Annotated in this window: 28 protein-coding genes; 14 read left to right on the forward strand and 14 right to left on the reverse strand. The window is 60.4% G+C overall.

What is annotated here, in order from left to right; all coding sequences use genetic code 11:
• The first annotated feature begins 3 nt into the window (after positions 1-3).
• The 3 genes from ngg (at position 4) to ACP7B3_RS05720 (ending at position 3,497) form a co-directional block, all read left to right on the forward strand.
• Positions 4-1,752, forward strand: coding sequence for an N-acetylglutaminylglutamine synthetase (gene ngg / locus ACP7B3_RS05710; RefSeq protein WP_426178383.1), 1,749 nt, complete (start codon positions 4-6; stop codon positions 1,750-1,752).
• 259 nt (positions 1,753-2,011) lie between these two features.
• Positions 2,012-3,196: an osmoprotectant NAGGN system M42 family peptidase gene (locus ACP7B3_RS05715; RefSeq protein ID WP_145158752.1), complete on the forward strand. Its 1,185-nt coding sequence runs from the start codon at positions 2,012-2,014 to the stop codon at positions 3,194-3,196.
• 73 nt (positions 3,197-3,269) lie between these two features.
• Positions 3,270-3,497, forward strand: coding sequence for a YheU family protein (locus ACP7B3_RS05720; protein WP_064453367.1), 228 nt, complete (start codon positions 3,270-3,272; stop codon positions 3,495-3,497).
• A 7-nt stretch (positions 3,498-3,504) separates the two neighbouring features.
• On the opposite strand, the gene csrA is transcribed toward ACP7B3_RS05720, so the two are convergent.
• Both csrA and ACP7B3_RS05730 read right to left on the reverse strand, forming a co-directional pair.
• On the reverse strand, positions 3,505-3,696 hold the full coding sequence (gene csrA / locus ACP7B3_RS05725; protein WP_106576545.1) for a carbon storage regulator CsrA: 192 nt from the start codon (positions 3,694-3,696) through the stop codon (positions 3,505-3,507).
• 228 nt (positions 3,697-3,924) lie between these two features.
• Entirely contained in the window at positions 3,925-4,740 is an 816-nt protein-coding gene (locus ACP7B3_RS05730) for an SDR family oxidoreductase (RefSeq protein ID WP_262207934.1), read from the reverse strand.
• 330 nt (positions 4,741-5,070) lie between these two features.
• Between ACP7B3_RS05730 and ACP7B3_RS05735 the strand changes: the two genes are divergently transcribed.
• Positions 5,071-5,223 (forward strand): DUF3309 family protein, encoded by a 153-nt coding sequence (locus ACP7B3_RS05735; protein ID WP_003236711.1) that lies wholly within the window; start codon positions 5,071-5,073, stop codon positions 5,221-5,223.
• Between the two features lie 56 nt (positions 5,224-5,279).
• On the opposite strand, the gene ACP7B3_RS05740 is transcribed toward ACP7B3_RS05735, so the two are convergent.
• The 5 genes from ACP7B3_RS05740 to ACP7B3_RS05760 all read right to left on the reverse strand — a co-directional run bounded on the left by ACP7B3_RS05740 (position 5,280) and on the right by ACP7B3_RS05760 (position 11,069).
• Complete coding sequence (locus ACP7B3_RS05740; RefSeq protein WP_106576543.1) at positions 5,280-7,367, reverse strand: LTA synthase family protein; 2,088 nt, start codon at positions 7,365-7,367, stop codon at positions 5,280-5,282.
• Between the two features lie 417 nt (positions 7,368-7,784).
• A complete protein-coding gene (locus tag ACP7B3_RS05745; protein WP_003172956.1) occupies positions 7,785-7,976 on the reverse strand; it encodes a PLDc N-terminal domain-containing protein in 192 nt (63 codons plus the stop codon).
• Positions 7,977-8,043: 67 nt separating this feature from the next.
• Positions 8,044-8,574 carry a hypothetical protein gene (locus tag ACP7B3_RS05750; protein WP_426178387.1) on the reverse strand — a complete coding sequence of 177 codons (531 nt, stop codon included), beginning with the start codon at positions 8,572-8,574 and terminating at the stop codon, positions 8,044-8,046.
• 41 nt (positions 8,575-8,615) lie between these two features.
• Complete coding sequence (locus ACP7B3_RS05755) at positions 8,616-9,131, reverse strand: ankyrin repeat domain-containing protein (protein WP_124418126.1); 516 nt, start codon at positions 9,129-9,131, stop codon at positions 8,616-8,618.
• A 111-nt stretch (positions 9,132-9,242) separates the two neighbouring features.
• Positions 9,243-11,069 carry a long-chain-acyl-CoA synthetase gene (locus ACP7B3_RS05760; RefSeq protein WP_426178390.1) on the reverse strand — a complete coding sequence of 609 codons (1,827 nt, stop codon included), beginning with the start codon at positions 11,067-11,069 and terminating at the stop codon, positions 9,243-9,245.
• A gap of 393 nt (positions 11,070-11,462) precedes the next feature.
• Here ACP7B3_RS05760 and ACP7B3_RS05765 point away from each other — a divergent pair, with 393 nt between their 5' ends.
• Positions 11,463-11,741, forward strand: coding sequence for a DUF3509 domain-containing protein (locus ACP7B3_RS05765; RefSeq protein WP_016970113.1), 279 nt, complete (start codon positions 11,463-11,465; stop codon positions 11,739-11,741).
• Positions 11,742-11,797: 56 nt separating this feature from the next.
• On the opposite strand, the gene ACP7B3_RS05770 is transcribed toward ACP7B3_RS05765, so the two are convergent.
• The 4 genes from ACP7B3_RS05770 to aroC form a co-directional block, all read right to left on the reverse strand.
• Entirely contained in the window at positions 11,798-12,064 is a 267-nt protein-coding gene (locus ACP7B3_RS05770; RefSeq protein WP_262207943.1) for a response regulator transcription factor, read from the reverse strand.
• A gap of 206 nt (positions 12,065-12,270) precedes the next feature.
• Positions 12,271-12,801: an acireductone dioxygenase gene (locus ACP7B3_RS05775; RefSeq protein ID WP_426178392.1), complete on the reverse strand. Its 531-nt coding sequence runs from the start codon at positions 12,799-12,801 to the stop codon at positions 12,271-12,273.
• Positions 12,798-13,964, reverse strand: a complete 1,167-nt coding sequence (locus ACP7B3_RS05780) for an MFS transporter (RefSeq protein WP_426178394.1) — start codon at positions 13,962-13,964, stop codon at positions 12,798-12,800. Before ACP7B3_RS05780 ends, ACP7B3_RS05775 begins: the two co-directional genes overlap by 4 nt.
• Before the next feature lie 52 nt (positions 13,965-14,016).
• Entirely contained in the window at positions 14,017-15,108 is a 1,092-nt protein-coding gene (aroC, locus tag ACP7B3_RS05785; RefSeq protein WP_145158765.1) for a chorismate synthase, read from the reverse strand.
• A 143-nt stretch (positions 15,109-15,251) separates the two neighbouring features.
• Here aroC and ACP7B3_RS05790 point away from each other — a divergent pair, with 143 nt between their 5' ends.
• Together ACP7B3_RS05790 and ACP7B3_RS05795 are read left to right on the forward strand one after the other, a co-directional pair.
• A complete protein-coding gene (locus ACP7B3_RS05790) occupies positions 15,252-16,214 on the forward strand; it encodes an alpha/beta hydrolase (RefSeq protein ID WP_426178396.1) in 963 nt (320 codons plus the stop codon).
• 99 nt (positions 16,215-16,313) lie between these two features.
• Entirely contained in the window at positions 16,314-17,120 is an 807-nt protein-coding gene (locus ACP7B3_RS05795) for a hypothetical protein (protein ID WP_242195510.1), read from the forward strand.
• 139 nt (positions 17,121-17,259) lie between these two features.
• On the opposite strand, the gene prmB is transcribed toward ACP7B3_RS05795, so the two are convergent.
• Positions 17,260-18,168: a 50S ribosomal protein L3 N(5)-glutamine methyltransferase gene (prmB, locus tag ACP7B3_RS05800; protein WP_106576533.1), complete on the reverse strand. Its 909-nt coding sequence runs from the start codon at positions 18,166-18,168 to the stop codon at positions 17,260-17,262.
• A gap of 239 nt (positions 18,169-18,407) precedes the next feature.
• Here prmB and ACP7B3_RS05805 point away from each other — a divergent pair, with 239 nt between their 5' ends.
• The 5 genes from ACP7B3_RS05805 (at position 18,408) to ACP7B3_RS05825 (ending at position 21,191) form a co-directional block, all read left to right on the forward strand.
• Positions 18,408-18,998 carry a cysteine hydrolase family protein gene (locus ACP7B3_RS05805; protein ID WP_106576532.1) on the forward strand — a complete coding sequence of 197 codons (591 nt, stop codon included), beginning with the start codon at positions 18,408-18,410 and terminating at the stop codon, positions 18,996-18,998.
• Positions 18,999-19,139: 141 nt separating this feature from the next.
• Positions 19,140-19,460, forward strand: coding sequence for a hypothetical protein (locus ACP7B3_RS05810; RefSeq protein ID WP_053257227.1), 321 nt, complete (start codon positions 19,140-19,142; stop codon positions 19,458-19,460).
• A 75-nt stretch (positions 19,461-19,535) separates the two neighbouring features.
• Positions 19,536-20,093 carry a Smr/MutS family protein gene (locus ACP7B3_RS05815; RefSeq protein WP_064453382.1) on the forward strand — a complete coding sequence of 186 codons (558 nt, stop codon included), beginning with the start codon at positions 19,536-19,538 and terminating at the stop codon, positions 20,091-20,093.
• Between the two features lie 78 nt (positions 20,094-20,171).
• Positions 20,172-20,717: a GTP cyclohydrolase I FolE gene (gene folE / locus ACP7B3_RS05820; RefSeq protein ID WP_003442011.1), complete on the forward strand. Its 546-nt coding sequence runs from the start codon at positions 20,172-20,174 to the stop codon at positions 20,715-20,717.
• A gap of 102 nt (positions 20,718-20,819) precedes the next feature.
• Positions 20,820-21,191: a glutathione S-transferase N-terminal domain-containing protein gene (locus ACP7B3_RS05825; protein ID WP_200625014.1), complete on the forward strand. Its 372-nt coding sequence runs from the start codon at positions 20,820-20,822 to the stop codon at positions 21,189-21,191.
• Positions 21,192-21,306: 115 nt separating this feature from the next.
• Here the strand turns inward: ACP7B3_RS05825 and ACP7B3_RS05830 are convergent, their stop codons facing one another.
• Both ACP7B3_RS05830 and ACP7B3_RS05835 read right to left on the reverse strand, forming a co-directional pair.
• Positions 21,307-21,909: a glutathione S-transferase family protein gene (locus ACP7B3_RS05830; protein ID WP_145158772.1), complete on the reverse strand. Its 603-nt coding sequence runs from the start codon at positions 21,907-21,909 to the stop codon at positions 21,307-21,309.
• Positions 21,910-21,919: 10 nt separating this feature from the next.
• Complete coding sequence (locus ACP7B3_RS05835; protein ID WP_426178401.1) at positions 21,920-23,086, reverse strand: PLP-dependent aminotransferase family protein; 1,167 nt, start codon at positions 23,084-23,086, stop codon at positions 21,920-21,922.
• Between the two features lie 81 nt (positions 23,087-23,167).
• On the opposite strand from ACP7B3_RS05835, the gene ACP7B3_RS05840 reads away from it, so the two are divergent.
• Together ACP7B3_RS05840 and ACP7B3_RS05845 are read left to right on the forward strand one after the other, a co-directional pair.
• A complete protein-coding gene (locus tag ACP7B3_RS05840; protein ID WP_145158776.1) occupies positions 23,168-23,602 on the forward strand; it encodes a MarR family winged helix-turn-helix transcriptional regulator in 435 nt (144 codons plus the stop codon).
• 188 nt (positions 23,603-23,790) lie between these two features.
• Complete coding sequence (locus tag ACP7B3_RS05845) at positions 23,791-25,137, forward strand: NCS2 family permease (RefSeq protein WP_426178403.1); 1,347 nt, start codon at positions 23,791-23,793, stop codon at positions 25,135-25,137.
• The last annotated feature ends 44 nt before the right edge of the window (positions 25,138-25,181 follow it).

Below are 25,181 nucleotides of genomic sequence, written 5' to 3' on the forward strand. Positions count from 1 at the left end.
TTGATGAAACCTCTTGCAGCGGCTTACAGCCAACGCTTGCTGAAGGGCCAGGCGCCGACCTACGAGCGCCTGCAAGCCCGCCTGGCTGAAGATGGCAGCCCCATGGGCGCCGAACCGATTACCGTGCATTGTGGTTGGGGCCGATTGTTGATCGGCCATACGTTCCCGGACCCGGCGAGCCTGGCCCAGGAACTGCTCAAGGAACAGCCTGGCGAGCGCGACATCGCCCTGTATGTGGCAGCGCCCCAGCAGATTCTGGGGATCGATCCGCAGCAGTTGTTCCTTGACCCGTCCGACACCCTGCGCCTGTGGTTCAGCGACTATCGCCCCGCTACCCGCGTGTTTCGCGGTTTTCGTATTCGCCGGGTACAGACCGAAGCCGATTGGGCGGCGGTCAACGTGCTCTACCAGGGGCGCGGCATGTTGCCGGTCGACGCTGAACGCCTGACCCCACGCCATCAAGGCGGCCCGGTGTATTGGCTGGCCGAAGACGAAGACAGCGGCGCGGTGATCGGCAGCGTGATGGGCCTGAACCATCAGAAAGCCTTTCACGACCCGGAAAACGGCTGCAGCCTGTGGTGCCTGGCGGTTGACCCGCAGTGCACGCGCCCCGGCGTGGGTGAAGTGCTGGTGCGCCACTTGGTGGAGCACTTCATGAGCCGTGGCTTGAGCTACCTCGACCTGTCGGTGCTGCACGATAACCGTCAGGCCAAGAGCCTCTACGCCAAGCTGGGTTTTCGCGCGCTGACCACCTTTGCGATCAAACGCAAAAACGGCATCAACCAGCCGCTGTTTCTGGGCCCGGGCCCGCAGGCCGGGTTCAATCCCTATGCGCGCATCATTGTCGAAGAAGCCCACCGACGTGGCATCGATGTGCACGTGGATGACGCCGATGCCGGCCTGTTCACTCTCAGCCATGGCGGGCGCCGCGTGCGTTGCCGTGAATCATTGAGCGACCTGACCAGTGCCATCAGCATGACCTTGTGCCAGGACAAAAGCCTGACCCACAAAGTGCTCAAAGCCGCCGGCTTGAACCTGCCGTCTCAGCAATTGGCGGGCAGTGCCGACGACAACCTGGAGTTCCTCGACGAACACCAGCGCATCGTGGTCAAGCCGCTGGATGGCGAGCAAGGCCAGGGCGTGGCGGTGGATTTGCAGACCATCGAGGACGTGCAGAAAGCCATCGAAACAGCGCGCCAGTTCGACAGCCGCGTGTTGCTCGAGAGCTTCCATGAAGGCCTCGACCTGCGCATCCTGGTGATCGGTTTTGAAGTGGTTGCCGCCGCGATTCGGCGCCCGGCCGAGGTGACCGGCGACGGCCAGCATTCCATCGGCGCCTTGATCGAAGCCCAAAGCCGTCGTCGCCAGGCGGCCACTGACGGTGAAAGCAAGATCCCGCTGGACGACGAAACCCAACGCACTCTGCATGCCGCCGGTTTTGACTACAGCAGCATCCTGCCGCGTGGCCAGACCCTGGCCGTGCGCCGCACCGCCAACCTGCACACCGGCGGCTGCCTGGAAGACGTCACGGCGATTTTGCACCCCACATTGGTGGACGCTGCCGTGCGCGCGGCGCGTGCGCTGGACATTCCCATGGTCGGCCTGGACCTGCTGGTGCCTGCCGCCGATCAACCTGAGTATGTGTTTATCGAAGCCAACGAACGGGCCGGGCTGGCCAACCATGAGCCGCAACCGACAGCGGAGAAGTTTGTGGATTTGCTGTTTCCGCACAGTCAGCCGACCGCCCAATAACCTGTGGAGAGGGCCCGTCGTAGCTAGCGGGCTTGTTGTGGCGAGCGGGCTTGTCCCGCGTTGGGGCGCGAAGCGGCCCTGACCCTGGCACCGCAGTCTTTCAGCCAGAATGCGTTGGCAGGTTTTGGGGCTGCTTCGCAGCCCAACGCGGGGCAAGCCCGCTCGCCACAGCAAGCCCGCTCACCACAACAGGGCCACTTGCCACAACAGGCCCGTTCGCCACACAAAATCCGCTCGCCCCCATTCATCAGGAGTCTTTATGAGCCGAACCATCCCCGAACCGGATCTCAACTACCTGCAGAAGGTGCTGCTGGAAATGCTCGCCATTCCCAGCCCTACCGGCTTCACCGACACCATCGTGCGCTACGTCGCCGAGCGCCTGGAAGAGCTGGGGATTCCCTTTGAGATGACCCGGCGCGGCACGATTCGCGCCACCCTCAAGGGCCAGAAAAACAGCCCCGACCGTGCCGTCTCGGCCCACTTGGACACCATCGGCGCCGCCGTGCGGGCGATCAAGGACAACGGCCGCCTGACCCTGGCGCCCGTCGGTTGCTGGTCCAGCCGTTTTGCCGAAGGCAGCCGCGTCAGCCTGTTCACCGACAACGGCGTGATCCGTGGCAGCGTGCTGCCGCTGATGGCCTCCGGGCATGCCTTCAACACCGCCGTGGATGAAATGCCGGTGAGTTGGGACCATGTCGAACTGCGCCTGGACGCCTACTGCGCTACCCGCGCCGACTGCGATTCGCTGGGCATCAGTATTGGTGACTACGTGGCGTTTGACCCACTGCCCGAGTTCACCGAAAGCGGCCACATCAGCGCGCGCCATCTGGACGATAAAGCCGGCGTGGCTGCCCTGCTCGCCGCGCTCAAGGCGATCATCGACAGCGGCGAACCGTTGCTGATCGACTGTCACCCGCTGTTTACCATCACCGAGGAAACCGGCAGCGGCGCCGCCGCGGCATTGCCTTGGGACGTGAGTGAATTTGTCGGCATCGACATCGCCCCGGTCGCGCCCGGCCAGCATTCGAGTGAACACGCCGTGAGTGTGGCGATGCAGGATTCCGGCGGGCCGTATGACTATCACCTGTCCCGGCATTTGTTGCGCCTGGCCTCGGAAAACGACCTGCCCGTGCGTCGCGACCTGTTCCGCTACTACTTCAGCGATGCGCATTCGGCGGTCACCGCCGGGCACGACATTCGCACTGCGCTGCTGGCGTTCGGTTGCGATGCAACCCACGGCTACGAGCGCACGCACATCGACAGCCTGGCCGCATTGAGTCGCCTGCTGAGCGCGTACATCCTCAGCCCGCCGGTATTTGCCAGCGATGCGCAACCGGCCCAGGGTTCGCTCGACCGCTTCAGTCATCAGATCGAACACGAGACGCAGATGGAGAGCGATACACGAGTGCCATCGGTGGACAGCCTGGTAGGACAGAAGTCCTGAGGCTGGCAACCTGCTACTGGCAAGACGGGTCCCGGCGCAGTAGCATCGCCGGGATTCTACCTCTGAGGCTTTTATGCTGATTCCCTACGACGCACTTGAAGTCGACACCCTGACCCGGCTCATCGAAGACTTCGTCACCCGCGACGGCACTGACAATGGCGATGAAACGCCCCTGGAGACCCGCGTGCTGCGCGTGCGCCAGGCGCTGACCAAAGGGCAGGCGCTGATAGTGTTCGACCCTGAAAGCGAGCAATGCCAGTTGATGCTCAAGCACGACGTGCCCAAGCATCTGTTCGATTGAGGAGGTGCTAGGGGTTGGTTTCAGGTTGGGTGGCTTGGCGTTCGAGGATTTTCTGATACACCTCGGCGCGGTGCACGTTGACCCCTACCGGTGCCTGGATGCCGAATTTCACCTGGGTTCCGTTCAGCTCGAGGATATGCAAGGCGATGTCATCGCCGATGGAAATGATTTCGCCTACGGCGCGGCTTAAGACCAGCATGGCGGTTGTCCTTTTGGAGTGACAGGACCTTGACCATGCGCGCTCGGAGGGGGTGCGACAATGGCTTGCCACTAAATCAGGCGAGACCTACGCGAGCTGGTAATTTGCCTGACAGACATCGGCCTCATTGGGCCGGTCGGGTACCTATCCGTTACCGGGCTGTCGCCGGGTAAGGCGCAATCCAGCTGCGCCGTTACCGGCATAACGCATAGGTACACGCCCAACACCTCAGGCCTTGACCGCCTGAGCCTTGGCCCGCATCTTGTCTGCCATGCTGGTCATCTCGTCATACAGCAGCTGCGGATTTTTCTGCTTCAACGCCCAGGCCATGCGCCCTTGCTCGTGCGGCAAAATCATGAATTCACCCTGTGCCACGCGCTGGTAGATATAGTCGGCAATGTCAGCCGCCGAAATGGGCGAACTCTCCAGCAACTTGCCCACCTGCGCCTTCATCGCCGGCGTCGGCCCACGAAACGAATCCAGCAAGTTGGTCTGGAAAAACGACGGGCACACCACGTGCACGCCAATTTCCTGATGCTTGAGCTCGACCAGCAAGCTCTCCGACAACGCCACCACCCCGGCCTTGGCCACGTTGTAATTACTCATGGCCGGCCCCTGCATCAATGCCGCCATCGACGCAATATTGATGATCCGGCCCCTGCTCTTCTCCAACAACGGCAGGAACGCCTTGCAGCCCTTGACCACGCCCATCAGGTTAATCGCGATCTGCCAGTCCCAATCCTCCAGCGACAACTCGGCAAAGAAGCCCCCCGACGCCACACCGGCATTGTTGACGATCACATCGATACCGCCCAATTTCACCTCGCACGCCTGTGCAAAGGCGGTGAGCTGGCTGTAATCACGCACATCGCAGCGCTGCACAAACCCATCACCACCCGCCTCGCGCACCAGCTTGAGCGTTTCCTGCAGGCCCGGCTCGCTGACATCCGACAAGGCCAGCTGCCAACCCTCACGGGCCCAGCGCAGCGCGATTTCGCGGCCCAGGCCGGACCCGGCGCCGGTGATCATCATGCGATTTTGCATAGGAAATAAGCCTTGTGGTTCACGTAGGAAGTGACCGGCAGTGTAGCGAAGGTTTTTGCGACACCCACGCACCATCCAATTGATGAATGCCTCGGGCAAACCTGAGGCCCGGTGCGAGGATGGTTTATAGCGTAAGTTCAATAAATTTCAACTAAGCGCACCTGATTGCGAACGCATTAAAAGAAATAAGCAACTTTGCAAAATGCTTTAAAAAAGCAGGGAATTTTCTTTGAAGTGACAGAGTCGGAGTTATTAAGGCGTCCGTAAATAAACCCACGGGCCTGTCGTTAATAACCGGTCTTTTCAGAAGGCCCTATAAGGAAAAAAACCATGAGCCTCATTCTGATCATTATCTTGATCCTGCTGTTGGTCGGCGGCCTGCCGGTGTTCCCGCACTCGCGTAACTGGGGCTATGGCCCGTCGGGTATTCTGGGCGTTGTCCTGGTAGTGCTGGTGGTACTGTTGCTGCTCGGTCGGATATAAATTCCGCACAAAAAAAAAGAGGCCTCAATGAGGCCTCTTTTTTTATGCCCGGTTAATTAATCCGGCTTGCCGTCAATCACGCCGGCAGTGTTATCCAACAGGCTCTTGGTGGCCGTCTGCAGGAACGACTCGAGTTTCTGCTTCAGCGCCGCTTCGTCCGGTGACTCGGGAATCACTTTACCGGTCGGGTTCGCGCCCAACTCATATTCCCACAGCTTGGGCGGCATCTCCTTGGGCAGTACCAGAATGCGGTCTGCGGTAACCAGCGCCACCGTCTGATCGCTGCCCGACGGCTTGATCACGCCAAAGCCCTTGTCGCCTTCCGGCAGGTTCAGCAGGTCACGGCCCCAGCACTGGTGAAGGGTGTCGCCACCGAGGCGGCCCATGATGGTCGGCACGATGTCGATCTGAGTGCCCACGGTGTGGTCACGCTCGCCGAACTTCTCCTGCATGCCCGGTGCAATCATCAGCATCGGCACGTTGAAGCGGCCCAGGTCCATTTCGGTGATCTGCTGTTCGTTACCAAAGCCATGGTCGCCCACGATCACGAACAGGGTTTCCTTGAAGTACGGCTCTTTGCGGGCTTTTTCAAAGAACTGGCCCAGGGCCCAGTCGGAGTAACGCATGGCCGTCAAATGCTCGTTGAGGCTGCCACGGTCGGTGACTTTCTCGACCGGCAATGGCGTCGGCAACGCGTACGGCGTGTGGTTGGACAGGGTTTGCAGCAGTGCGTAGAACGGCTTGCCGCCTTCGCGGGCTTTCAACTCTTCCAGGCCACGGTTGAACATGTCCTGGTCGGACACGCCCCACGTCGGGTCGGAGAACACCGGGTTGACGAAGTCATTACGCCCGATGAAGTTGGTCATGCCTTGGTTGCTGAAGAAGCCCGACTGGTTGTCCCAGGCGAAATCGCCGTTGTAGACATACACGTCGTCAAATTTGCGCGCGCTGAGCAACTGCGGCAGGCCCGACAGCTTGTGGCTGCCTTCCGGGGTCTGCATCAGGTATTCGAAACCCGGCAGGTTCGGGAAGCACGCCATGGTGGCAAACATGCCCTGGTGGGTGTGCGTGCCATTGGAGAAGAAGCGATCGAACAGCAGGCCTTCCTTGGACAACTTGTCGAAGTACGGCGTGATGTTGCCCGGGCGCCCCAGGGCGCCCACCGAGTGACCGGCGAAGCTTTCCATCAGGATGACCACGACGTTCTTGATCGGCAGAGTCTTCTCGGCCGGTGGCGTGTAGTCACGACGCACGGCGGCGGTGTCGGTATCCACCAGTTTCTCTTGCGGCAGCACCAGCATGTCGCGCACGGTCTGGGTGGCCAGCGGCTGGTCCAGGGTGGCCTTCCAGATGTTGGAGCGTTCCTCGGAGAAGCGCGCCTTGGCCGCAGCGATCAGCGACAGCGTGCCGTTGAGGCCCAACTGGTTGGCGAAGTTCGATTCGGTAGTGTAGACATCACCCCAACGCAGCGGCGGGCCTTGACGCAAGGTGCCACGGATGGCGACTACGGCGATCAACAGGCAGACCACAAACACGGCGATGCGGCTGTACCACGGCGCCACTTGGCGGGTACCGATGCTGCCGCCGCTGAACGGGCCGCGGGGGCGCGTTGCACGGTCGGCACCTTTGAAGGCCATGCTCAGGATCAGCGTGCCCACGGCCCAGGCCAGCAGGTAACGCACCACCGGGAAACCGTACCAGAGCATGCTCATCACGGTTTTCGGGTCTTCCTTTACGTACTGGAAGACCAGGCCGTTGAGGCGCTGGTGGAATTCGCGGTAGAAGTCCATTTCCATCAGCCCCAGGAACAGGGCAATGCTGGACGCGACGGTCAGCCACAAACGGAAGAACCCGCGTGCCGCCATCGCCCGTACGCTGAACAAGGCCAGCAGCAGCGGGACCAACACGTACATCACCAGGCGTATGTCAAAACGCAGCCCGTTGGCGAACGCTTCCAGGAAGGTCGAGGCCGGCGTGTCGAGGATCATCTCGCGGTTGTAGACCAGCAGCGCCAGGCGCAGCAGGGAGAACATCACCATCATGACCAATGCGCAGAGCAGCGTGTACGCCAGATGGGATTTGACGGTCGGTTGCAGCAGGCGATTTGAAGCTCGCTGCTGACTCAGGGCGTCCGGGTTTGCCATGTCGTTTCAGGACCCATTGGAAGTTTAAGTTGCGAAAAAATGCAGTGGCGTCCGTCCCTCGCCCAGGCTGGCTGGGGTAGGCGGTTAACGCGGTGGCGCAAATGGTGCCCGATCAATGGCATCAACGCTATTAATTACTGAACGTGCGCCGCGCTTGTACCTTTAACGGCACTCGAGATAGAGCCTTGGCAGCGTGATAAAGCCGGCGAATTGTCTTGGAAAAGATGTGAAAATTTCGTGCAGCGAATACTTTCGACACATAAAACTCTATATACGCTGGAAACGAATGTGGGAGCGGGCTTGCCCGCGATAGCGATGTGTCAGCCCGCACAACTGTGGCTGATAAACCGTTATCGCGGGCAAGCCCGCTCCCACATTGACAGGGCCCACTCAGGATCAGAGCGGGCCCAGGTGTCGTCAGATCCGCACGTTACCGCGTGGCCCGGCGATTGCCCAGATGATCAGGCCCAAGACAGGCAGCAACAGGATCAGCAAAATCCACAGCACCTTGGCACCGGTGCTGGCGCCGCTTTTGAACACGTTGATGATCGCCCAGATATCCAGCGCCAGGATGATCAGGCCAATCAAGCCATTAAAAGTGGAACCCATGGTGTCGCTCCTAAGTGAGGGCATGCACTTGTAGGATAGTCAGCCCTGGCAGGGGTTCCGTTTTATTTCAGACGTGAACGGCAACGCGCAGAGCTTCCAGGGACGGCTCGGCCTTGATGCCGACTTCAGCGCACAGTTCCAGCACGCGCGGCAGGTCGTTGCCGTAGACCAGCACCGCCTGAATCTCGTCATCCAGCAACTGACTGAAGTTGAGCAGCACATAGCCACCGTCCTCCGGGCTCAGGGCGCTCATCTGGATCTGGATGCGGTTCAGCGCCGTCAGGTCTTCGGTCTTGGCTAACTGCTTGGGCTTGAGATTAAACGCCACGCCCAGGCCGAACGACGCGACGATCTGTGCAAACAAGTCGCCATAGGTGTCGGCTTGAAACAGCACCGTGTCCGGCAAGCTACCGACCACGACCCACTCACCCAGCGGAATCGGGAAAGTGTCGTCGTAGTTGATATCCGGGTTGGCCGCCAGAAAAGCGGCAGGGTCCGCGTAGGCCTGGGCCGCTTCCTCGGCAATGCGTGCCACTTCGTCCTCGCCCATGACGCCGGCGCTGATTTTGCTGATGAGTTCGACGAGGGCGGTTTGCATGGGAAGGTCCTGTGGCGAGCTGGTTTTTGAGGGCGCGTAGCCTACACCAGTTTTTGCAACTGCGCCGCCGTATCCGCCGCGCCCATGGTGTGCGCCGCCGCCAGTGCGGTCGCACCCTGAGCATCGGTGGCCTTGGGGTTGGCACCCTGGCCGAGCAGGTAGTCGAGCATTTCGACACGGTTGAACATCGCGGCCATCATCAACGCCGTGCGGCCGTCCGAGGAGGCGCCGTCCACCGGCGCGCCGCCGTCGATCAGCGCCTTGACCACGGGCAGGTTGCCCTTGAACGCCGCACCGGCCATCGGCAGTTGGTTCTTGTCGTTGGCGATCAGCGGGTCGGCCTTGAACTCCAGCAGCACTTTCACCGCGTCGGCGTGACCGTGATAGGCCGCGAGCATGAGCAGGGTGTCGCCATTGTGATTGCGCAGGTTAGGCGGCAAGCCTTTGGCCAGCAGTGCGGCGAGCATGGCGGCATCGCCTTTGCGGGCCACGTCGAAGACCTGCTCGGCAAATTCAGCGGCTTCGTCTTCGGTCATTTGTTTAGGCTGGTCTGACATGTGGGGCTCCTTGTCTGGTTGCTTTATAGGCGCCCAGTGTCGCGATGGAGTTCCCCACTGTCATGGCTTTTTTGCCAAAAGCGCTCATAGGCAGAATCAATAGCGCTGCTTTCAATAACGGAAATGCCCGCCCTGAATCTGCGTCAACAAGTCGCCGGTGACCGGCACATAGCAATCCGAGCCCGGCAGCCAGGCATACACCGGGTCATTACCGGCCTTGCCCGGGTCGAAGGCCTCCTCCTTGAGACGCACTTTCTGATACTTGAAGGTGCCGGTGGTTTCCATCTTCACCTTGATCCGCAGGAACAACGGCACCGCGTAATGCGGCAACTGGCCGTGGGCGAATTGCAGCAATTCACGCATGTCCAGCGAGGCCAGGGATTCACTTGGGGTGATGGCGACCATGCCGGCGCGGCCATTGGTGTTTTCGATCTCGACGCCGTAAGCGACCACTTCGGCGATCTGCGGATGTTGCAGCAGCACGTTCTCCACTTCGGTGGTCGAGACGTTTTCGCCCTTCCAGCGATAGGTATCGCCCAGGCGATCGACAAATTGCGCATGACCGAAGCCGATGCTGCGCAACAAGTCGCCGGTATTGAAATAGCGGTCGCCCTTCTCGAACACGTCGGTCAACACCACCTTGCGGTTCTTTTCCGGGTCGGTGTAGCCGTCGAACGGTGACTTTTCATCGATCCTGGCCAGTAACAACCCCTGCCCGCCCGTTTGCACCTTGCGCATGAAGCCGTCGCCGCCACGCACCGGTTCACCGCTGTCGTTGCTGTAGTCCACCAGTGCCCAGTGCTGCAGGCAAAAGCCGATGGTGTTGTCAAAATTCAGCACGTTGGTGAATCCGATGTTGCCGTCACTGGCGGCATACAGTTCGCAAACATGCTCAACGCCATAACGTTGCTTGAACTGCGCCCACACGCCGGGACGCAGGCCATTGCCGACCATCTTGGTCACGCGGTTATCGAGATCCTGAGCGCTGGCGGGCTGATCGAGCAGGTAGCGGCACAACTCACCGACATAGCCCAGGGTGGTTGCGTTGAATTTGCGCGCATCGTCCCAGAACTGGCTGGCACTGAATTTACGCCGGATGGCAAAGCCCGAGGCCCCGACAATCGCCGAGCCCCAGCACACGCACAGGCCGGTGGCGTGGTACAGCGGCAAGGTGCAATAGAGGACGTCATCCGGGCCCATGTCCAGCGCGATACTGCCGAAGCTGACCGCGGTTTTGGTCCAGCGCCCGTGCTTCATGATGCCGGCCTTGGGCAAGCCCGTGGTGCCGGATGTGTAGATATAGAAGCAGGGGTCGTTGAAGAACACTTGTCCGGTACTGGCGGGGTTTTCCACCAAGCCGTCGGCACTGGCGGCCATCAGGTCGGTATAGCCTTCAGGAGGCGTGCTTGAATGCTGATCGGCGACAAACCAGGTCCTGTGCGCGGCGATTGCCACGTGCTCACGCACGGTCGTGTAGGCCGCCACCAACTCTGCGCCCACCACGATTGCCACCGGACTCACCAGATTCAGGCTGTGCACCAGCGTTGCCTGGGTTTGCGACGTATTGAGCATTGCGCAAATGCCACCCAGCTTGGCTACGGCCAACACGCTCAACAGCAGTTCAGGGCGGTTTTCGATGAACAACGCGACCACATCCCCCTTGCCGATGCCCTGCTCGTGCAGGTGATGGGCAATGCGGTTGGCACGCTGGTTGGCTTGGACGTAGCTGAGCACACTGTCGCCATATAACAGCGCCGCGCCATCAGGGTTACGAGAGGTGGCCTGTTCGAATTGCCATCCCAGGCCGCAGGGCTGGCTGGGATCGGTGACGTTCGCGGCGCGCATGCCGCGTACCACGCGTGGCAGGGCCCGAACTATCGCCGGCACCTTACGCAGTAGCTTGCCCCAGGTGATCATGTCGTCGTGCGGGTGGCTCATTGCGGAACGTCCTTTTTCTTATTCTTCGTATGATCCAGACACAGCCTCGGCCCTGTAGGAAGAGGTCGAATGCCTTGCAAGAAAATACGCCTGCCATTCTTCGGCTGTACATGTGGGATTTGAAAAGTTTTGTATCCCGTACCGCCCAGCATGAAATAGGGAATTGCGCGGCGCCGATGCGGTCATTAACTGTAACGGGGAGCGAAATGCCCGGCCCCGATAACGCAAAATGCAGGATGCACGATGGCCTTTCATGCAAATTGCACGAAAGTGAAAAACCTATAAAATTTTAACCTGTTGATTTATAACGATTTTTTAGACAACCCAATACTGGCACAATCACTGCACCTATCACTCCATGCTTGCCAACTTGAGCCAACGGAGCTGATAGACATGAGCCTGATCCAAGATAAATTCGCTTCTGTATTCTCCCAATACGACGTCACCACTCAGCCACGCCCAGACGGCGGGATCCTGTTGACCCTGCGCAACAGCGAAGGCAAACAGGTCAAGCGTTCGATTTCGTATCAACAACTGCACACTGCTGACCAGTTGACCTGGGTCATCAGCGCCATTCGCCGCGACCTGGCCGAACAAGCCAGCGAGCTGCCACAGATCTCGATGCTGCAAAGCCAGAATCGCTTTGCCCTGCCGACCTACCATTCGGCCTGAGTAATCTGAGCAAAAAAGGCCGCGACGCCGTTGAGCGTGGCGGCCTTTTTTTGCCTTCAGCAAAGCCCCTGGCGGGCCGCTGCGTTCATCGCCTGCACGCGGTTGGTGACTTGCAGCTTGAGGTAGATGTTACGCAGATGGAATTTAACCGTGGCTTGGGAGGTGGCGCGAATCTGGCTGATTTCCCAGACGGTCTTGCCTTCGGAGGCCCAGCGCAGGATTTCCAGCTCTGTCGGCGTCAGGGGTTTGCCGGCCAGGCTCAGGCGTTTTCCAACGGCGCTCGGCACGGCAAGCGCACGACACGGCTGCTCTGGGCCACTCATCACTCTCTCTCCTGTATCAGTGGATGCCATACCACCTTTCGGATTCCTGCGATTGACAGGCGGTATAAACATTGAGTCGGGAGAGTTACATAACGAATAGATTGAAAGCATAAGGCGCCGCATAAACAGCTACGTCTTACATTTATATAAGTTCTTTCCCACAACAACTTCCAACCTGCCGGGGTTGAACATTCAACTATTCGCGCTTAATCGTCCAAGCCTGGAAAACCAGCGGCACTGTGCTCGCCGGTGAACTGAGGCACACACCCTTCGGTTGTATGGAATAAACGTAGCGCCACACAGTGCGGATTTTCACCCACGTCGAGCCAATGCGGCATTCCGGCCGGAACCACCAGCACGTCATTCTTCTCACAACGCACGGCGTAGACGTACTCGCCCACGAGCAGGCAGAACAAGCCTTGGCCCGCGATGAAAAAATGCACGTTGTCTGCACTGTAGCGACGCGCCTTGAGGCCTTCAGCGCGCAATTCGGCGCGCTGCGGATGGTCGCCCGTCACGCTCAATACCTGAGCAGAGCGGTAGCCGAGGGCATCGATCTGCGACTGGTACGCCGCGATCATTTCAGCGTCACTGGCGCCCTTTTCGAGGGGGCTGGGCTGCCAGCGGTCAAAACCCACGCCGTGCTCAACCAGGGTCGAGACGATATCGTCGAAGTGGGTCAACACCTTGTTCGGGGTATCGGGTGTGGCGAGCGGATAAACAGCGACATAACTCATTGCACGGTTCCTTTATTCGGCTCTTGCAATCGAAAGCCAATGATTAGGGCGGCGGCCAGGGCCGCGACACTGGCGATGCTGAAGGTCAGGGTCGGCCCCAACAGGTTCCAGCTATAACCGGCATACAGCGCGCCCAATGCGCCGCCAGTGCCGGCCAGTGCGGCATACAGCGCCTGGCCCTGGCCTTGCTGGCGAGCGCCGAAGCTGCGTTGCACAAAGGCAATCGCCGCCGCGTGGAAACTGCCAAAGGTGGCCGCGTGCATCACTTGCGCCAGCAGCAGCACCCAGAAAAATTCGGCGAATGAGCCCAGCAACAACCAGCGCACGGCCGCCAACAGGAAACTTGCCAGCAGCACCCGTCGCACCGAAAAGCGCGTGAGGATGCGGCTCATGGCCAGAAACATCAGCACTTCGGCGACCACGCCCAAGGCCCAGAGCATGCCGATCACGCCACGGCTGTAGCCCAGATGTTCGAGGTGCAGGGTGAGAAAGGTGTAATACGGGCCGTGGCTCATTTGCATCAGCGCCACGCAGGCATAAAACGCCAGCACCCCAGGGCTGCGCAGTTGCTTGAGAAAACCGTCACCGGCCAGGCGATTGTCCTGGGTCGCGGGTTGCGCATTCGGTACCCACAGGCTGGCACCGATGATGCCGGCCATGATCACCACGACCACCACCGGGTAAATGTCCAGGCTCAGCCAGTCGAACAGGCGGCCCATGATCACCACGGTGAGGATGAAACCAATCGAGCCCCACAGGCGGATCTGGCTGTAGCGCGAGGTCTGCTTTTGCAGGTGGGCCAGGGTGATCACTTCAAACTGCGGCAACACGGCGTGCCAGAAGAACGCATGCAGGGCCATCACCAGCGCGAGCCAGGCGTAGGTCTTGCTGAAGAAAATCAATGAAAAGCTGGCCAGCGTACACACCGCGCCAAACCGGACGATGGCCAGGCGCCGCCCGGTGTAATCGCCGAGCCAGCCCCACAGGTTGGGCGCCACGCAGCGCATCAGCATGGGGATAGCCACCAACTCACCAATGCGTGCGCTGGAGAACCCAAGATGATCGAAGTACAGGGCCAGGAACGGCGCCGTCGCCCCGAGCAGGGCGAAGTAGAACAGGTAGAAGCTGGACAGGCGCCAGTACGGGAGGGTCGGGCTCACCATGCACGGGGCCGCTTCGCGGCCCTGCCTGAGCAAGCCCGCCCGCCACCGGCTGTCACAGCTGGCCCAGCACCGGCGTATTCACGTGCACATCGGCATTTTGCCCGCGGTTGCGCAGCAGGTGGTCCATCAACACGATGGCCATCATGGCTTCGGCTATCGGGGTGGCACGGATGCCGACGCACGGGTCATGGCGGCCCTTGGTGATCACATCCACCGGGTTGCCGTGCACATCAATCGAGCGGCCTGGCGTGGTGATGCTCGACGTGGCCTTGAGGGCCAGGTGCGCAACGATCGGTTGGCCCGAGGAAATACCGCCGAGGATGCCGCCCGCGTTGTTGCTGAGAAAACCCTGCGGGGTCAGCTCATCGCGGTGCTCGGTGCCGCGCTGGGACACACAGGCGAAACCGGCGCCGATTTCCACACCCTTCACCGCGTTGATGCTCATCAGCGCATGGGCCAGCTCGGCGTCGAGGCGGTCGAAGATCGGCTCGCCCAAGCCAGGTTTAACGCCTTCGGCAACCACGGTGATCTTCGCGCCGACGGAGTCCTGGTCGCGGCGCAACTGGTCCATGTAGGCTTCCAGTTCCGGCACTTTGTCCGGGTCGGGGCTGAAGAAAGCGTTGTCGTCGACGCTGTCCCAGGTCTTGAACGGGATCTCGATCGGACCCAGCTGGCTCATGTAGCCGCGGATCACAATGCCCTGAGTGGCCAGGTATTTCTTGGCGATGGCACCGGCAGCCACGCGCATCGCGGTTTCGCGCGCCGAGCTGCGGCCACCGCCACGGTAGTCGCGTTCGCCGTATTTGTGATGGTAGGTGTAGTCGGCGTGGGCCGGGCGGAACAGGTCCTTGATCGCCGAATAGTCCTTGGACTTCTGGTCGGTGTTGCGAATCAGCAGGCCGATGGCGCAACCGGTGGTGCGGCCTTCGAACACGCCGGAGAGGATTTCGACTTCGTCGGGCTCCTGGCGCTGGGTGGTGTGGCGGCTGGTGCCGGGCTTGCGGCGGTCGAGCTCGCGCTGCAGGTCGTCCAGAGACAGCTCGAGGCCTGGCGGGCAGCCATCGACAATGGCGACCAATGCCGGGCCATGGCTTTCGCCCGCGGTGGTGACAGTGAACAGCTTGCCGAAGGTATTGCCGGACATGCAGGGCGCTCCGTGAAATCAGTTGAATCAAGTCAACCGTAATAACTTAAGGCGGCCAGTATACGCAGGCTAACCGACTAGTTCATCCTCGAAACCTTACCGGTAGACGTTGGTCCAACCGGCACCTTCCTGATGATGGCGCGATGATGCTGCGAGTTCTACTTTTAACCCTCACCCTGTTTTCCAGCCTGGGCTTCGCCGCCTCCCCTGTCGTGCTGCAACGGCCGATCAGCCTGGACACCGGCAACGGCGAGCTGTTTGGCTCGTTTTTACTGCCCCAATCCGACAAACCAGTGCCGGTGGTGTTGATCATTGCCGGCTCCGGGCCTACCGACCGTAACGGCAACAGTGCCGACGGCGCACGCAACGACAGCCTCAAGCGCCTGGCCTGGGTGCTTGCCCGACACAACATTGCCAGCGTGCGCTACGACAAGCGCGGCGTGGCCGCCAGCCTGGCGGCCACCCCGGATGAACGCAACCTGACCCTGGATGCCTACGTATCCGATGCCGTGGCCTGGGGCAAGCTGCTCAAGGCCGACAGCCGCATGGGCCCGCTGATCGTCCTGGGCCACAGCGAAGGCGCATTGGTTGCCGCGCTCGCCGCACCGCAACTGAATCCGGCCGGCGTTATTTCTCTGTCTGGCAGTGCGCGGCCGGTGGATCAGGTGATCCGCCAGCAGTTGGCCGATCACCTGCCCCCTGCCCTGTTGCTGCGCAGCAATGAGATCCTCGACCACCTCAAGGCCGGCCAAGTGGATGCCGATGTGCCCGGCCCGCTGGAAGGTATTTTCCGACCCAGCGTGCAGCCTTATCTGATCAGCCTGTTTCGCGCCGACCCGTCAGCCGCGTTCGCCAAGTTGAACATGCCGGCCTTGATCATCCAGGGTACCAACGATATTCAGGTGGGCGTCGCAGATGCCCAGCAACTGAAAAACGCCAAGCCCGACGCGCACTTGACGGTGATCGAAGGCATGAACCATGTCATGCGCATTGTGCCCAAGGACGTGAAAGAGCAACTGGCCTCCTACAACGACCCGAAACTGCCGCTTGCCGCCGAGCTGGGTGAGCGCATCGTGCGCTTTATCGACGGACTTCAACCCCGATAAGCGACTATTTACCTCCAGTCCTGAGAAAAACGGCCGATAAGCCCAGGGTCGACAGTAAAAAGACTGTCGACCTGCAGGGCTTGGACAGGATCGCGCCGCATGACAACCACAGAAGCTACACCAGAACCTATTGCCGACACCGCGGCTGAAAAAACCGAGGCCGTCGAGGCAGCGGCCCTGCCGTGGGCGGACGTGCAGGCCGAACATTTCAAGATGCTGCGCCTGGCCCCCCTGGCCACCGACCGTGCCACCGGCGCGCGGCCGTTGCGGTTCGTGCAGTTCGGCTATGCCGAACGCAATGACAAACACCACAGCCTGTTGCGCATGGTCATCCAGTTGCCAGGCCAGCGAGTGCGCCGCGAGCAGAACCACTTGGATATCTGGGTCGATCACGATAAGCACCGCGTGCACTTCGGCCCGGGCAACAGCCTGGAAATCGAACCGGCCAACCGCGGGATCGGTCGCTTCCTCGTCGCTCAAGGCGCGGCGTGGGCAAAAAAGAAGTGGTCACACTACCGCGTCGATGGCGTGGACCTGGCCAATAAAGACGCGCTGAACGAAGCCACGCGCTTGCGCCGCGATCACTTCCTGCGCATCCAGGGCTTTGATGTAGCCTACGCCGATGTGCAACACCTCAAAGGCAACGTGCAGCCGGGCAAAGTCAGCGACGTGCTGGACAGCTGGAACACCGAGAAGGTGCAGTTCGTGGAAATCCTCGAAGCCGCGCAGATGCTGCAACAGGCCGAGCAGAACCTGGCCGAGCAGGAAGTGAAACTGCGCAAGGAAGAGGAAAAGGTCACCAAGTTCAAGCGTGAGGACAGCGGGCTGCGCTTTACCATCACCTGTTTAGTGGCGTTTACGGTATTTCAGGCGGGGTTGCTGATCTGGATTGCCACGCACCGCTAGCACGTTGGAAAGCAATAAAATGTGGGAGCGGGCTTGCTCGCGAAAGCGGTGTATCAGTCACTGATAAGTTGACTGTCATACCGCCTTCGCGGGCAAGCCCGCTCCCACATTCAGGGTCGGTTTCTACAGCTGGGTGGGTTTAAACCCGAGCAGCAAATACCGCTTGATGCGCGCGACACTGCTCGGCCGTCAGCATGAACACACCATGCCCGCCGCGCTGGAACTCCAGCCAGGCAAAGTCGACTTCCGGGTACAACGCCTCAACGTGTACCTGGCTGTTGCCAACCTCGACAATCAACAAGCCTTTCTCGGTGAGGTGGTCTGCGGCCTCAGCCAACATCCGGCGCACCAGGTTCAAGCCATCATCGCCGCAGGCCAGGCCCAACTCCGGCTCGTGCTGGTATTCGTCGGGCATGTCGGCGAAGTCTTCGGCATCCACGTACGGCGGGTTGGACACGATCAGATCAAACCGCTGACCCGGCAAACCGTCGAAGCCGTCACCCTGCACGGTGTAGACGCGCTCGTCGACGCCATGGCGCTCGATGTTCTGGTTGGCCACCTCCAGCGCTTCGAAGGACAGGTCGCCCAGCACCACTTCGGCGTCCTGGAACTCGTAGGCGCACGCGATACCAATGCAACCGGAGCCGGTGCACAGGTCGAGGATGCGCGCCGGTGGCTGGGCCAGCCAGGGTTCGAAGCGGTTTTCGATCAGTTCGCCAATCGGTGAACGCGGGATCAGCACACGCTCGTCGACGATAAACGACATGCCGCAGAACCAGGCTTCCTTCAACAGGTAAGCGGTGGGTACACGCTCATGGATACGGCGGTGCAGCAAGCGCTGAACGTGGGAAATTTCCTCTTCTTCCAGGTTGCAGTCCAGGTAGCTGTCGGCAATTTCCCAAGGCAGGTGCAAGGCACCGAGCACCAATTGCCGGGCTTCGTCCCAGGCATTGTCGGTACCATGGCCGAAAAACAGGTCTTCCCCATGGAAACGGCTGACAGCCCAACGGATATGGTCGCGCAGTGTGCGCAGGCGGGATGTGATCACGGGGACAAGCTCCTGGAAAAAACGACTGGCGATTCTAACAGCCTTCGCCTGTACCGACGATGTACGAAACCCCTTCGCCATCCGTCGGATTTCATCCAATTTGCCATCGCGGGCTTAAACAAGCCGCCCCCTTGACATGGCTGCACGTCAACAACGGCGTACCTTACGATGGTAGCGATTCACAGAACCGCTCAGCCAGTGGACAATGTCGCAAAAGCCCCCCTCACAGGAGCCCCAGAATGTCCGTTCCAAAGACGATGTTTCAACTCAGCGGTCGCGGTTACGCAGCAGCCAACCTGAACCATGCGACCCTCGTGATCATCGACGCCCAAAAGGAATACCTCAGCGGTCCACTCGCCCTCTCGGGCATGGACGCGGCGGTCGAAAACATCAAGCAGTTGGTTGCCGCCGCGCGCAATGCCGGGCGTCCGATCGTGCATGTACGTCACCTTGGCACCGTCGGTGGCCTGTTCGACCCACAGGGCGAGCGCGGCGAATTCATTCCCGGCCTGGAACCACTCGGTGACGAAACCATCATCGGCAAACTGCTGCCGAGCGCGTTTCACGGCACCGGGCTGGAAAAACACCTGCAAGACCTCGGCTCCCTGGACCTTATCGTCTGCGGCTTCATGAGCCATTCCAGCGTCAGCACAACCGTGCGCGCCGCCAAGAACCTGGGCTTTCGCTGCACTCTGGTGGAAGACGCCTGCGCCACGCGCGACCTGCCTTACAAAGGCGGCATCCTGAGCGCTGAACATGTGCAACAGACCGAAATGGCCATCATGGCCGACAACTTCGCGACCCTCGCGTTGACCAAAGATCTGATCTGATTGACCTTCTGATGAGCGGCGCGGCGTGTTTATTGCCCCGCTCATCCGCAAAACCTTTTCATTTTCTGCAATTGCCTCTGGTACAGGAACAACCTGTGTATCTTCCGGTCGAAGGGCCGATACCCTGGAGGAAAGGTCGGAATGAAGATATCCGATGGTTTTGACGCTCGTCGCTTGCGCCCCAAGGGCCCGAGCAATTGGCGTCTGCGCCTGGTGGCCGGCTTTGCCGCGCTGCTGGCCATTGTAGGTTTGCTGCTGGCTGGTGCCGGTGGCGCCGGTTTGTTTGGTCATTCGCCGGCACTCGGCGAACTGAATGCCAGCCCGGGCGGCTCGGCAATTTTGTTGGTGATCGGCCTGTTGGTGCTCTGGCTGGGCGTCTGGTTATGGCGTCGCAGCCGTCGGCGGATGCGCCAGCCGTTGTCGCTGAACATTGCCTCACACCTGATGAAAAAGCACGACTGATGGCGCTTGGATAGCGTTTCCTGCGCCCCGGCCGCCGCGATTTAGGTAAACTGCCCGCCCTTCGCGGAGGCTGACATGCAAGACGACGATTTTTCCCTGTTCAAAAACGAGCTGCGCGGCGTCAAGCCGATCAAGCACGACCGCGCCGACACCGGTAAACCCAAGACCGACCGGGCGCAGATCGCCAAGCTGCGCCAGGCCGCGACCGTGCGCACCGATGCCACCACCGTGGATGGCCTGTCGGACCAGTTCGTAATCGACGTAGGCCCCGAAGACGAGTTGATGTGGGCCCGCGACGGCGTGCAGGAAAGCCAGATGCGCAAGCTCAAGATCGGCCAGATCCCGTTCGAGGGCAGCCTTGACCTGCACGGCATGAACGTCGAAAAAGCCCGCGAAACCCTCTGGGCCTTCCTGGCCGAAGCGACCAAATTCGAAATCCGCTGCGTGCGCGTCACCCACGGCAAGGCCGTGCGGTTGGATGGCAAGCGGCCGATGATCAAGAGCCACGTCAACACTTGGCTGCGCCAGCATGCCCAAGTGCTCGGTTTTACCTCTTGCCAGGCCCGCCACGGCGGCGCGGGCGCGGTGTATGTGATGCTCAAGCGCACCATGATGGAGGGGCGCGACGAGTAACAAGTGCCATCGTCAGGCTTGCAGCGATGTGTCCGCCACCGTAACCTTGCGCTTTGCGAAAATCCCACAGGTAGTTTCATGTCCCTGGAACAGAATTACACCGCGATCCTCGGCCAACTCGGCGAGGACGTTTCCCGCGAGGGCCTGCTCGACACGCCAAAGCGTGCCGCCAAGGCGATGCAGTACCTTTGCCGCGGCTATGAACAGACACTCGAAGAAGTCACCAACGGTGCCTTGTTCAGCTCCGACAACAGCGAAATGGTACTGGTCAAGGACATCGAGCTGTACTCGCTGTGCGAACACCACCTGCTGCCGTTTATCGGTAAGGCTCACGTCGCGTATATCCCGAGCGGCAAAGTGCTGGGCCTGTCGAAAGTGGCGCGGATTGTCGACATGTATGCGCGCCGCCTGCAGATCCAGGAAAACCTCAGCCGCCAGATCGCCGATGCCGTGATGCAAGTCACCGGCGCGCTGGGCGTGGCCGTGGTGATCGAAGCCAAGCACATGTGCATGATGATGCGCGGTGTAGAGAAACAGAATTCTTCGATGATCACCTCGGTGATGCTGGGTGAGTTCCGCGAAAACGCGGCCACGCGCAGCGAGTTTCTCAGCCTGATCAAGTAACAGGCTGTGCAGGAAAAGACCGGCGTTCATCGCCGGTTTTTTTTCGCCTGCAAATTTCAGGTAAGCTGCGGCCCCTTCTTCATGGGCAAGAGGTTTTCAGCCATGTTCGTCAAAGCACTTCGAGTGGGCCTCGGCCACGTCATCATCGCGGGCGACTTCATTACCCGCCCACGCAAAAAGCAGCGCCCCGCCGAACAACAGGCGCAGGTGAACGCTGCAGCCAAGAACCTGACCCTGTATCAGTTCCACGCCTGCCCGTTCTGCGTGAAGACCCGTCGTACGTTGCACCGTCTGAATGTGCCGGTGGCGTTGAAGGATGCGAAGAATAATGCGCAAGATCGCCAGACCCTGCTGGAGCAAGGCGGCAAGATCAAAGTGCCGTGCCTGCGCATTGAAGAAAATGGCCAGACCACTTGGATGTATGACTCCAAGGTGATCATTGATTACCTCGACAAGCGGTTCGCCGCAGTCTGATAAACACCGCGGTCAGTGTGGGAGTGGGCGTGCTCGCGAAAGCGGTGGATCAGTCGAATCATCAGTGACTGCCCACCCTTGGCGAGCAAGCCCGCTCCCACATTTGGACCTGTGTTCAGTCCAGCATCGCCACATGTTTGGGATGGCTGGCCACACGCTTGAGCCACGCCTGCACCGCCGGGTACGGCGTCAGGTCAAAACCCCCTTCATGGGCCACGTGGGTGTAGGCATACAGCGCGATATCGGCAATCGAATATTGCTCGCCTACCAGGTAGGGCGTGGCTTGCAACTGACGCTCCATCACCCTCAAGGCCTTGTAGCCGCCCTTATGGGTGTTTTTGTATTCCTCCAGTCGGTCTTGCGGCATGTTCAGGTAAAACTGGATAAACCGCGCCACCGCGATATAGGGCTCATGGCTGTATTGCTCGAAAAACTGCCATTGCAGCACTTGGGTACGCAGGCGTGGCTCAGCCGGCAGAAACTCGCTGCCGTCCGCCAGGAAGTTCAGGATCGCGTTGGACTCCCACAGGCAGGTGCCATCTTCCAGTTCCAGCACCGGGATCTTGCCGTTGGGGTTCTTGGCCAGGAATTCGGCGGTCTGGGTGTCGCCCTTGAGAATATCGACATCGATCCATTGGTACTCGATGCCCAACAGATTGAGCATCAATTTGACCTTGTAGCAGTTGCCCGACTTGTAATCGCCATAAACCTTGTACATGGGGCTCCCCTTATGCCGCTTGCGCGTGCTGTGCTTGACGGACCACCGCGGCCAGGCGCTTGAGACCTTCGTCCAGACGGGCCGGGTCGATATGGCTGAAATTGAGGCGCAACGAGCCGAGGTGTTGATCGGGCTCGGAAAAGAACGGTTCACCGGGCATGAACGCGACGTCCTGATCCAACGCTTGCGCCAACAAGGTGCGGGTGTCGAGCGGTTGTTTCAAGGTCAGCCAGAAGAATAATCCGCCCTGAGGCGTCTGCCAGTCAGCCAGATCGCCAAAATGACGCTCCAGCGCGGCCTGAAATGCATCGCGACGCTCGCGGTAAAAGCGGCGCAGTTGCGCCAGGTGCTGCTGGTATTTCTGGGTGCCGATCCACTGCATGGCCTGCCACTGGCCGACGCGGTTGGTGTGCAGGTCCGCCGATTGCTTGAGCTTGAGCAAATGCGGGAACAGATCCGGGCTGGCGATCAGGTAGCCGACGCGCAGGCCCGGTAGCAGGGTCTTGGAGACGGTGCCGGTGTAGATCCAGCTGGCTTTTTTCAGGCGGCCGGCGATGGGCTGCGCACTGGCGCCGTCGAAGCTCAGTTCACGGTAGGGTTCGTCTTCGATCAGGGTGACGCCGAACTCATCGAGCAAAGCGGCGACGGCCGCGCGCTTGGCCTCGCTGTAGCGTACGGCCGAAGGGTTCTGGAACGTCGGGATCAGGTAGGTGAACGCCGGGCGATGGTGTTCAAGGAGGCTGCGCAAAGTGGCGAGGTTCGGACCGTCGGCCTCCAGTTGCACAGTCAGGCAATCGGCACCGAACAGTTGGAAGATCTGCAAAGCCGCCAGGTAAGTCGGGCCTTCCAGCAGAACCTTGGTGCCCTTGTCGATATACAGTTTGGCGGCCAGGTCCAGGGTTTGCTGGGACCCGCTGACCACCAGCACCTGGCTCGCCTGGCACGGTACGCCCAACGCGCGGGCCTGGGCGGCGAGCAGTTCACGCAACTGCGGTTCGCCTTCGCTCATGCCATATTGGCCGAGGGTGAGCGGCATGCCGTCCCAGTTCAGTGCCGGCAGCATGGCTTCGGCCGGCAGCCCGCCGGCGAACGACATCACTTCCGGGCGCTGGGCCGCGGCAAGGATTTCACGGATCAAGGAGCTTTTGAGGCGCGTAACACGTTCAGAGAAGGCCATAAGGTCACCGGTGGCAAAGCGCATGGAAAATACGTCAAACTGCTTGACCGAAATTACGCCGACTTGAGTAGATACGTCAATATGCTTGACCTTAAAACCCAGAGCAGCCAGCAACAAGCCATGGAAGCATTCTTTTTCGGCTACCAGGCCTTTACCGCCAAGGCCGACGAGATGCTCGAACGCCGAGGCCTGAGCCGTGTGCACCAGCGCATCGTGTTTTTTATCGCGCGCTACCCCGCCTTGAGCGTGAAGCAACTGCTGGAGTTGCTCGGCGTGAGCAAGCAAGCGTTGAACATACCGTTGCGACAGCTGCAGGAAATGCACTTGGTAAACAGCGTGGCGTCCGAGACCGACAAGCGTAAGCGCCTGCTGGAATTGAGCGACGAGGGCCAGCGCTTCGAGCAGTCCCTGCGCCGCGAACAGGTGAAGCTGTTGCAGCGCGCCTTCAGCGAAGCCGGCGAAGACGCGGTGGCGGGATGGCTGGCGGTGAATCAGGCGCTGAGTGCCGTGAATTAGCCTTTCATCTTGTTTCGAACACATAATCGAAAACATTATTTGCTTTATTTGTATACAAAAGCATAATTCGCTTCGTGCGAGTTCCTGACCTATTGGTCAACAAAAACCCGCCAGTACCTCAAAGCGCTGTTGCCCACACCTGTGACCGGCGCTGGAAATAACAATAAAACTCTTGAGGAGTACTCGCTGTGGAAAGCCGCAAATCCGAAGCCCCAACGCTGGACCTCTCCGCGCCGCAAGGCGGTTGGCTGGAACGCCTGTTCAAACTGCGTTTGCATGGCACCACAGTGAAGACCGAACTGATCGCCGGCCTCACTACGTTCATCACCATGGCCTACATCATCTTCGTCAACCCGAACATCATGGCCGACGCCGGCATCGACCACGGTGCGGCGTTTGTCGCCACGTGCATCGCCGCGGCGCTCGGTTGCCTGCTGATGGGCCTTTACGCTAATTGGCCCGTGGGCCTGGCGCCCGGCATGGGCTTGAACGCGTTTTTCACCTACACCGTGGTCGGCACCATGGGCTATCACTGGGAAACGGCGCTGGGCGCGGTGTTTGTTTCCGGGGTGTTGTTCATGGGCCTGACCCTGTCCCGCGTACGTGAATGGCTGCTCAACAGTATTCCCGTCAGCCTGCGCCACGCCATGGGCGCCGGTGTCGGCCTGTTTCTGGGGGTGATCGGCCTGAAAACCGCCGGCATCATCGTCGACAGCCCGGCCACGCTGATCAAGCTGGGGTCGCTGCACGAGCCTGCGCCCCTGCTGGCGGCGGTGTGCTTTTTGCTGATCGCGATCCTCAGCTATCACCGCGTGTTCGGCGCAATCCTCATCAGCATCATCGCCGTCACCCTGGCCGGTTGGAGCCTGGACCTGGTGCACTACAACGGCATTCTCTCCACCCCACCCAGCCTGGCGCCGACCTGGATGGCCATGGACGTGAAGGGTGTATTCAATGTCAGCATGATCAGCGTTGTATTTGCGTTTCTTTTTGTACACATGTTCGACACTGCCGGTACACTGATGGGCGTTGCGCAACGCGCCGGGCTGGTGGGCGCCGATGGCAAGATTCATAACCTGTCCCGCGCGCTGAAAGCCGACAGTGCCTCCAGCGTGTTTGGCGCCATGGTCGGTGTGCCGCCGGTGACCAGTTATGTAGAAAGTGCTGCCGGTGTCGCCGCGGGCGGTCGCACCGGGTTGACCGCCGTGACCGTGGGCGTGCTGTTTGTGGCGGCAATGTTTTTCGCGCCCTTGGCGGGCATGATTCCTGCCTATGCCACCGCCGGTGCGCTGATTTACGTAGCGATGCTGATGATGGCGAGCATGGCCCATATCAATTGGAATGAAGCCACCGACAGCATCCCGGCCATCGTGACCGCGATCATGATGCCGCTGACGTTCTCGGTTGCCGACGGTATCGCCCTGGGCTTCATCACGTATGTGGCGCTCAAGGCCGGCACCGGCAAGTACCGCGAGATTTCCATCAGCCTGTGGGTGCTGTGCGCGATTTTCATCGCGAAGTTCATCTTCCTGTAGTTCGCAGGAAACGGCCGAAAACCGCCTCACCTTCGGGTGGGGCT

The sequence above is a fragment of the Pseudomonas sp. TWRC1-2 genome (assembly GCF_049896685.1).
GTDB lineage: Bacteria > Pseudomonadota > Gammaproteobacteria > Pseudomonadales > Pseudomonadaceae > Aquipseudomonas.

Bases quoted from the DNA above. Each gene is read 5' to 3' on its own strand.
- ngg (WP_426178383.1), top strand. From the start codon at position 4: ATGAAACCTCTTGCAGCGGCTTACAGCCAACGCTTGCTGAAGGGCCAG.
- ACP7B3_RS05715 (WP_145158752.1), top strand. From the start codon at position 2,012: ATGAGCCGAACCATCCCCGAACCGGATCTCAACTACCTGCAGAAGGTG.
- ACP7B3_RS05720 (WP_064453367.1), top strand. From the start codon at position 3,270: ATGCTGATTCCCTACGACGCACTTGAAGTCGACACCCTGACCCGGCTC.
- csrA (WP_106576545.1), bottom strand. From the start codon at position 3,696: ATGCTGGTCTTAAGCCGCGCCGTAGGCGAAATCATTTCCATCGGCGAT.
- ACP7B3_RS05730 (WP_262207934.1), bottom strand. From the start codon at position 4,740: ATGCAAAATCGCATGATGATCACCGGCGCCGGGTCCGGCCTGGGCCGC.
- ACP7B3_RS05735 (WP_003236711.1), top strand. From the start codon at position 5,071: ATGAGCCTCATTCTGATCATTATCTTGATCCTGCTGTTGGTCGGCGGC.
- ACP7B3_RS05740 (WP_106576543.1), bottom strand. From the start codon at position 7,367: ATGGCAAACCCGGACGCCCTGAGTCAGCAGCGAGCTTCAAATCGCCTG.
- ACP7B3_RS05745 (WP_003172956.1), bottom strand. From the start codon at position 7,976: ATGGGTTCCACTTTTAATGGCTTGATTGGCCTGATCATCCTGGCGCTG.
- ACP7B3_RS05750 (WP_426178387.1), bottom strand. From the start codon at position 8,574: ATGCAAACCGCCCTCGTCGAACTCATCAGCAAAATCAGCGCCGGCGTC.
- ACP7B3_RS05755 (WP_124418126.1), bottom strand. From the start codon at position 9,131: ATGTCAGACCAGCCTAAACAAATGACCGAAGACGAAGCCGCTGAATTT.
- ACP7B3_RS05760 (WP_426178390.1), bottom strand. From the start codon at position 11,069: ATGAGCCACCCGCACGACGACATGATCACCTGGGGCAAGCTACTGCGT.
- ACP7B3_RS05765 (WP_016970113.1), top strand. From the start codon at position 11,463: ATGAGCCTGATCCAAGATAAATTCGCTTCTGTATTCTCCCAATACGAC.
- ACP7B3_RS05770 (WP_262207943.1), bottom strand. From the start codon at position 12,064: ATGAGTGGCCCAGAGCAGCCGTGTCGTGCGCTTGCCGTGCCGAGCGCC.
- ACP7B3_RS05775 (WP_426178392.1), bottom strand. From the start codon at position 12,801: ATGAGTTATGTCGCTGTTTATCCGCTCGCCACACCCGATACCCCGAAC.
- ACP7B3_RS05780 (WP_426178394.1), bottom strand. From the start codon at position 13,964: ATGGTGAGCCCGACCCTCCCGTACTGGCGCCTGTCCAGCTTCTACCTG.
- aroC (WP_145158765.1), bottom strand. From the start codon at position 15,108: ATGTCCGGCAATACCTTCGGCAAGCTGTTCACTGTCACCACCGCGGGC.
- ACP7B3_RS05790 (WP_426178396.1), top strand. From the start codon at position 15,252: ATGATGCTGCGAGTTCTACTTTTAACCCTCACCCTGTTTTCCAGCCTG.
- ACP7B3_RS05795 (WP_242195510.1), top strand. From the start codon at position 16,314: ATGACAACCACAGAAGCTACACCAGAACCTATTGCCGACACCGCGGCT.
- ACP7B3_RS05805 (WP_106576532.1), top strand. From the start codon at position 18,408: ATGTCCGTTCCAAAGACGATGTTTCAACTCAGCGGTCGCGGTTACGCA.
- ACP7B3_RS05810 (WP_053257227.1), top strand. From the start codon at position 19,140: ATGAAGATATCCGATGGTTTTGACGCTCGTCGCTTGCGCCCCAAGGGC.
- ACP7B3_RS05815 (WP_064453382.1), top strand. From the start codon at position 19,536: ATGCAAGACGACGATTTTTCCCTGTTCAAAAACGAGCTGCGCGGCGTC.
- folE (WP_003442011.1), top strand. From the start codon at position 20,172: ATGTCCCTGGAACAGAATTACACCGCGATCCTCGGCCAACTCGGCGAG.
- ACP7B3_RS05825 (WP_200625014.1), top strand. From the start codon at position 20,820: ATGTTCGTCAAAGCACTTCGAGTGGGCCTCGGCCACGTCATCATCGCG.
- ACP7B3_RS05830 (WP_145158772.1), bottom strand. From the start codon at position 21,909: ATGTACAAGGTTTATGGCGATTACAAGTCGGGCAACTGCTACAAGGTC.
- ACP7B3_RS05835 (WP_426178401.1), bottom strand. From the start codon at position 23,086: ATGGCCTTCTCTGAACGTGTTACGCGCCTCAAAAGCTCCTTGATCCGT.
- ACP7B3_RS05840 (WP_145158776.1), top strand. From the start codon at position 23,168: ATGCTTGACCTTAAAACCCAGAGCAGCCAGCAACAAGCCATGGAAGCA.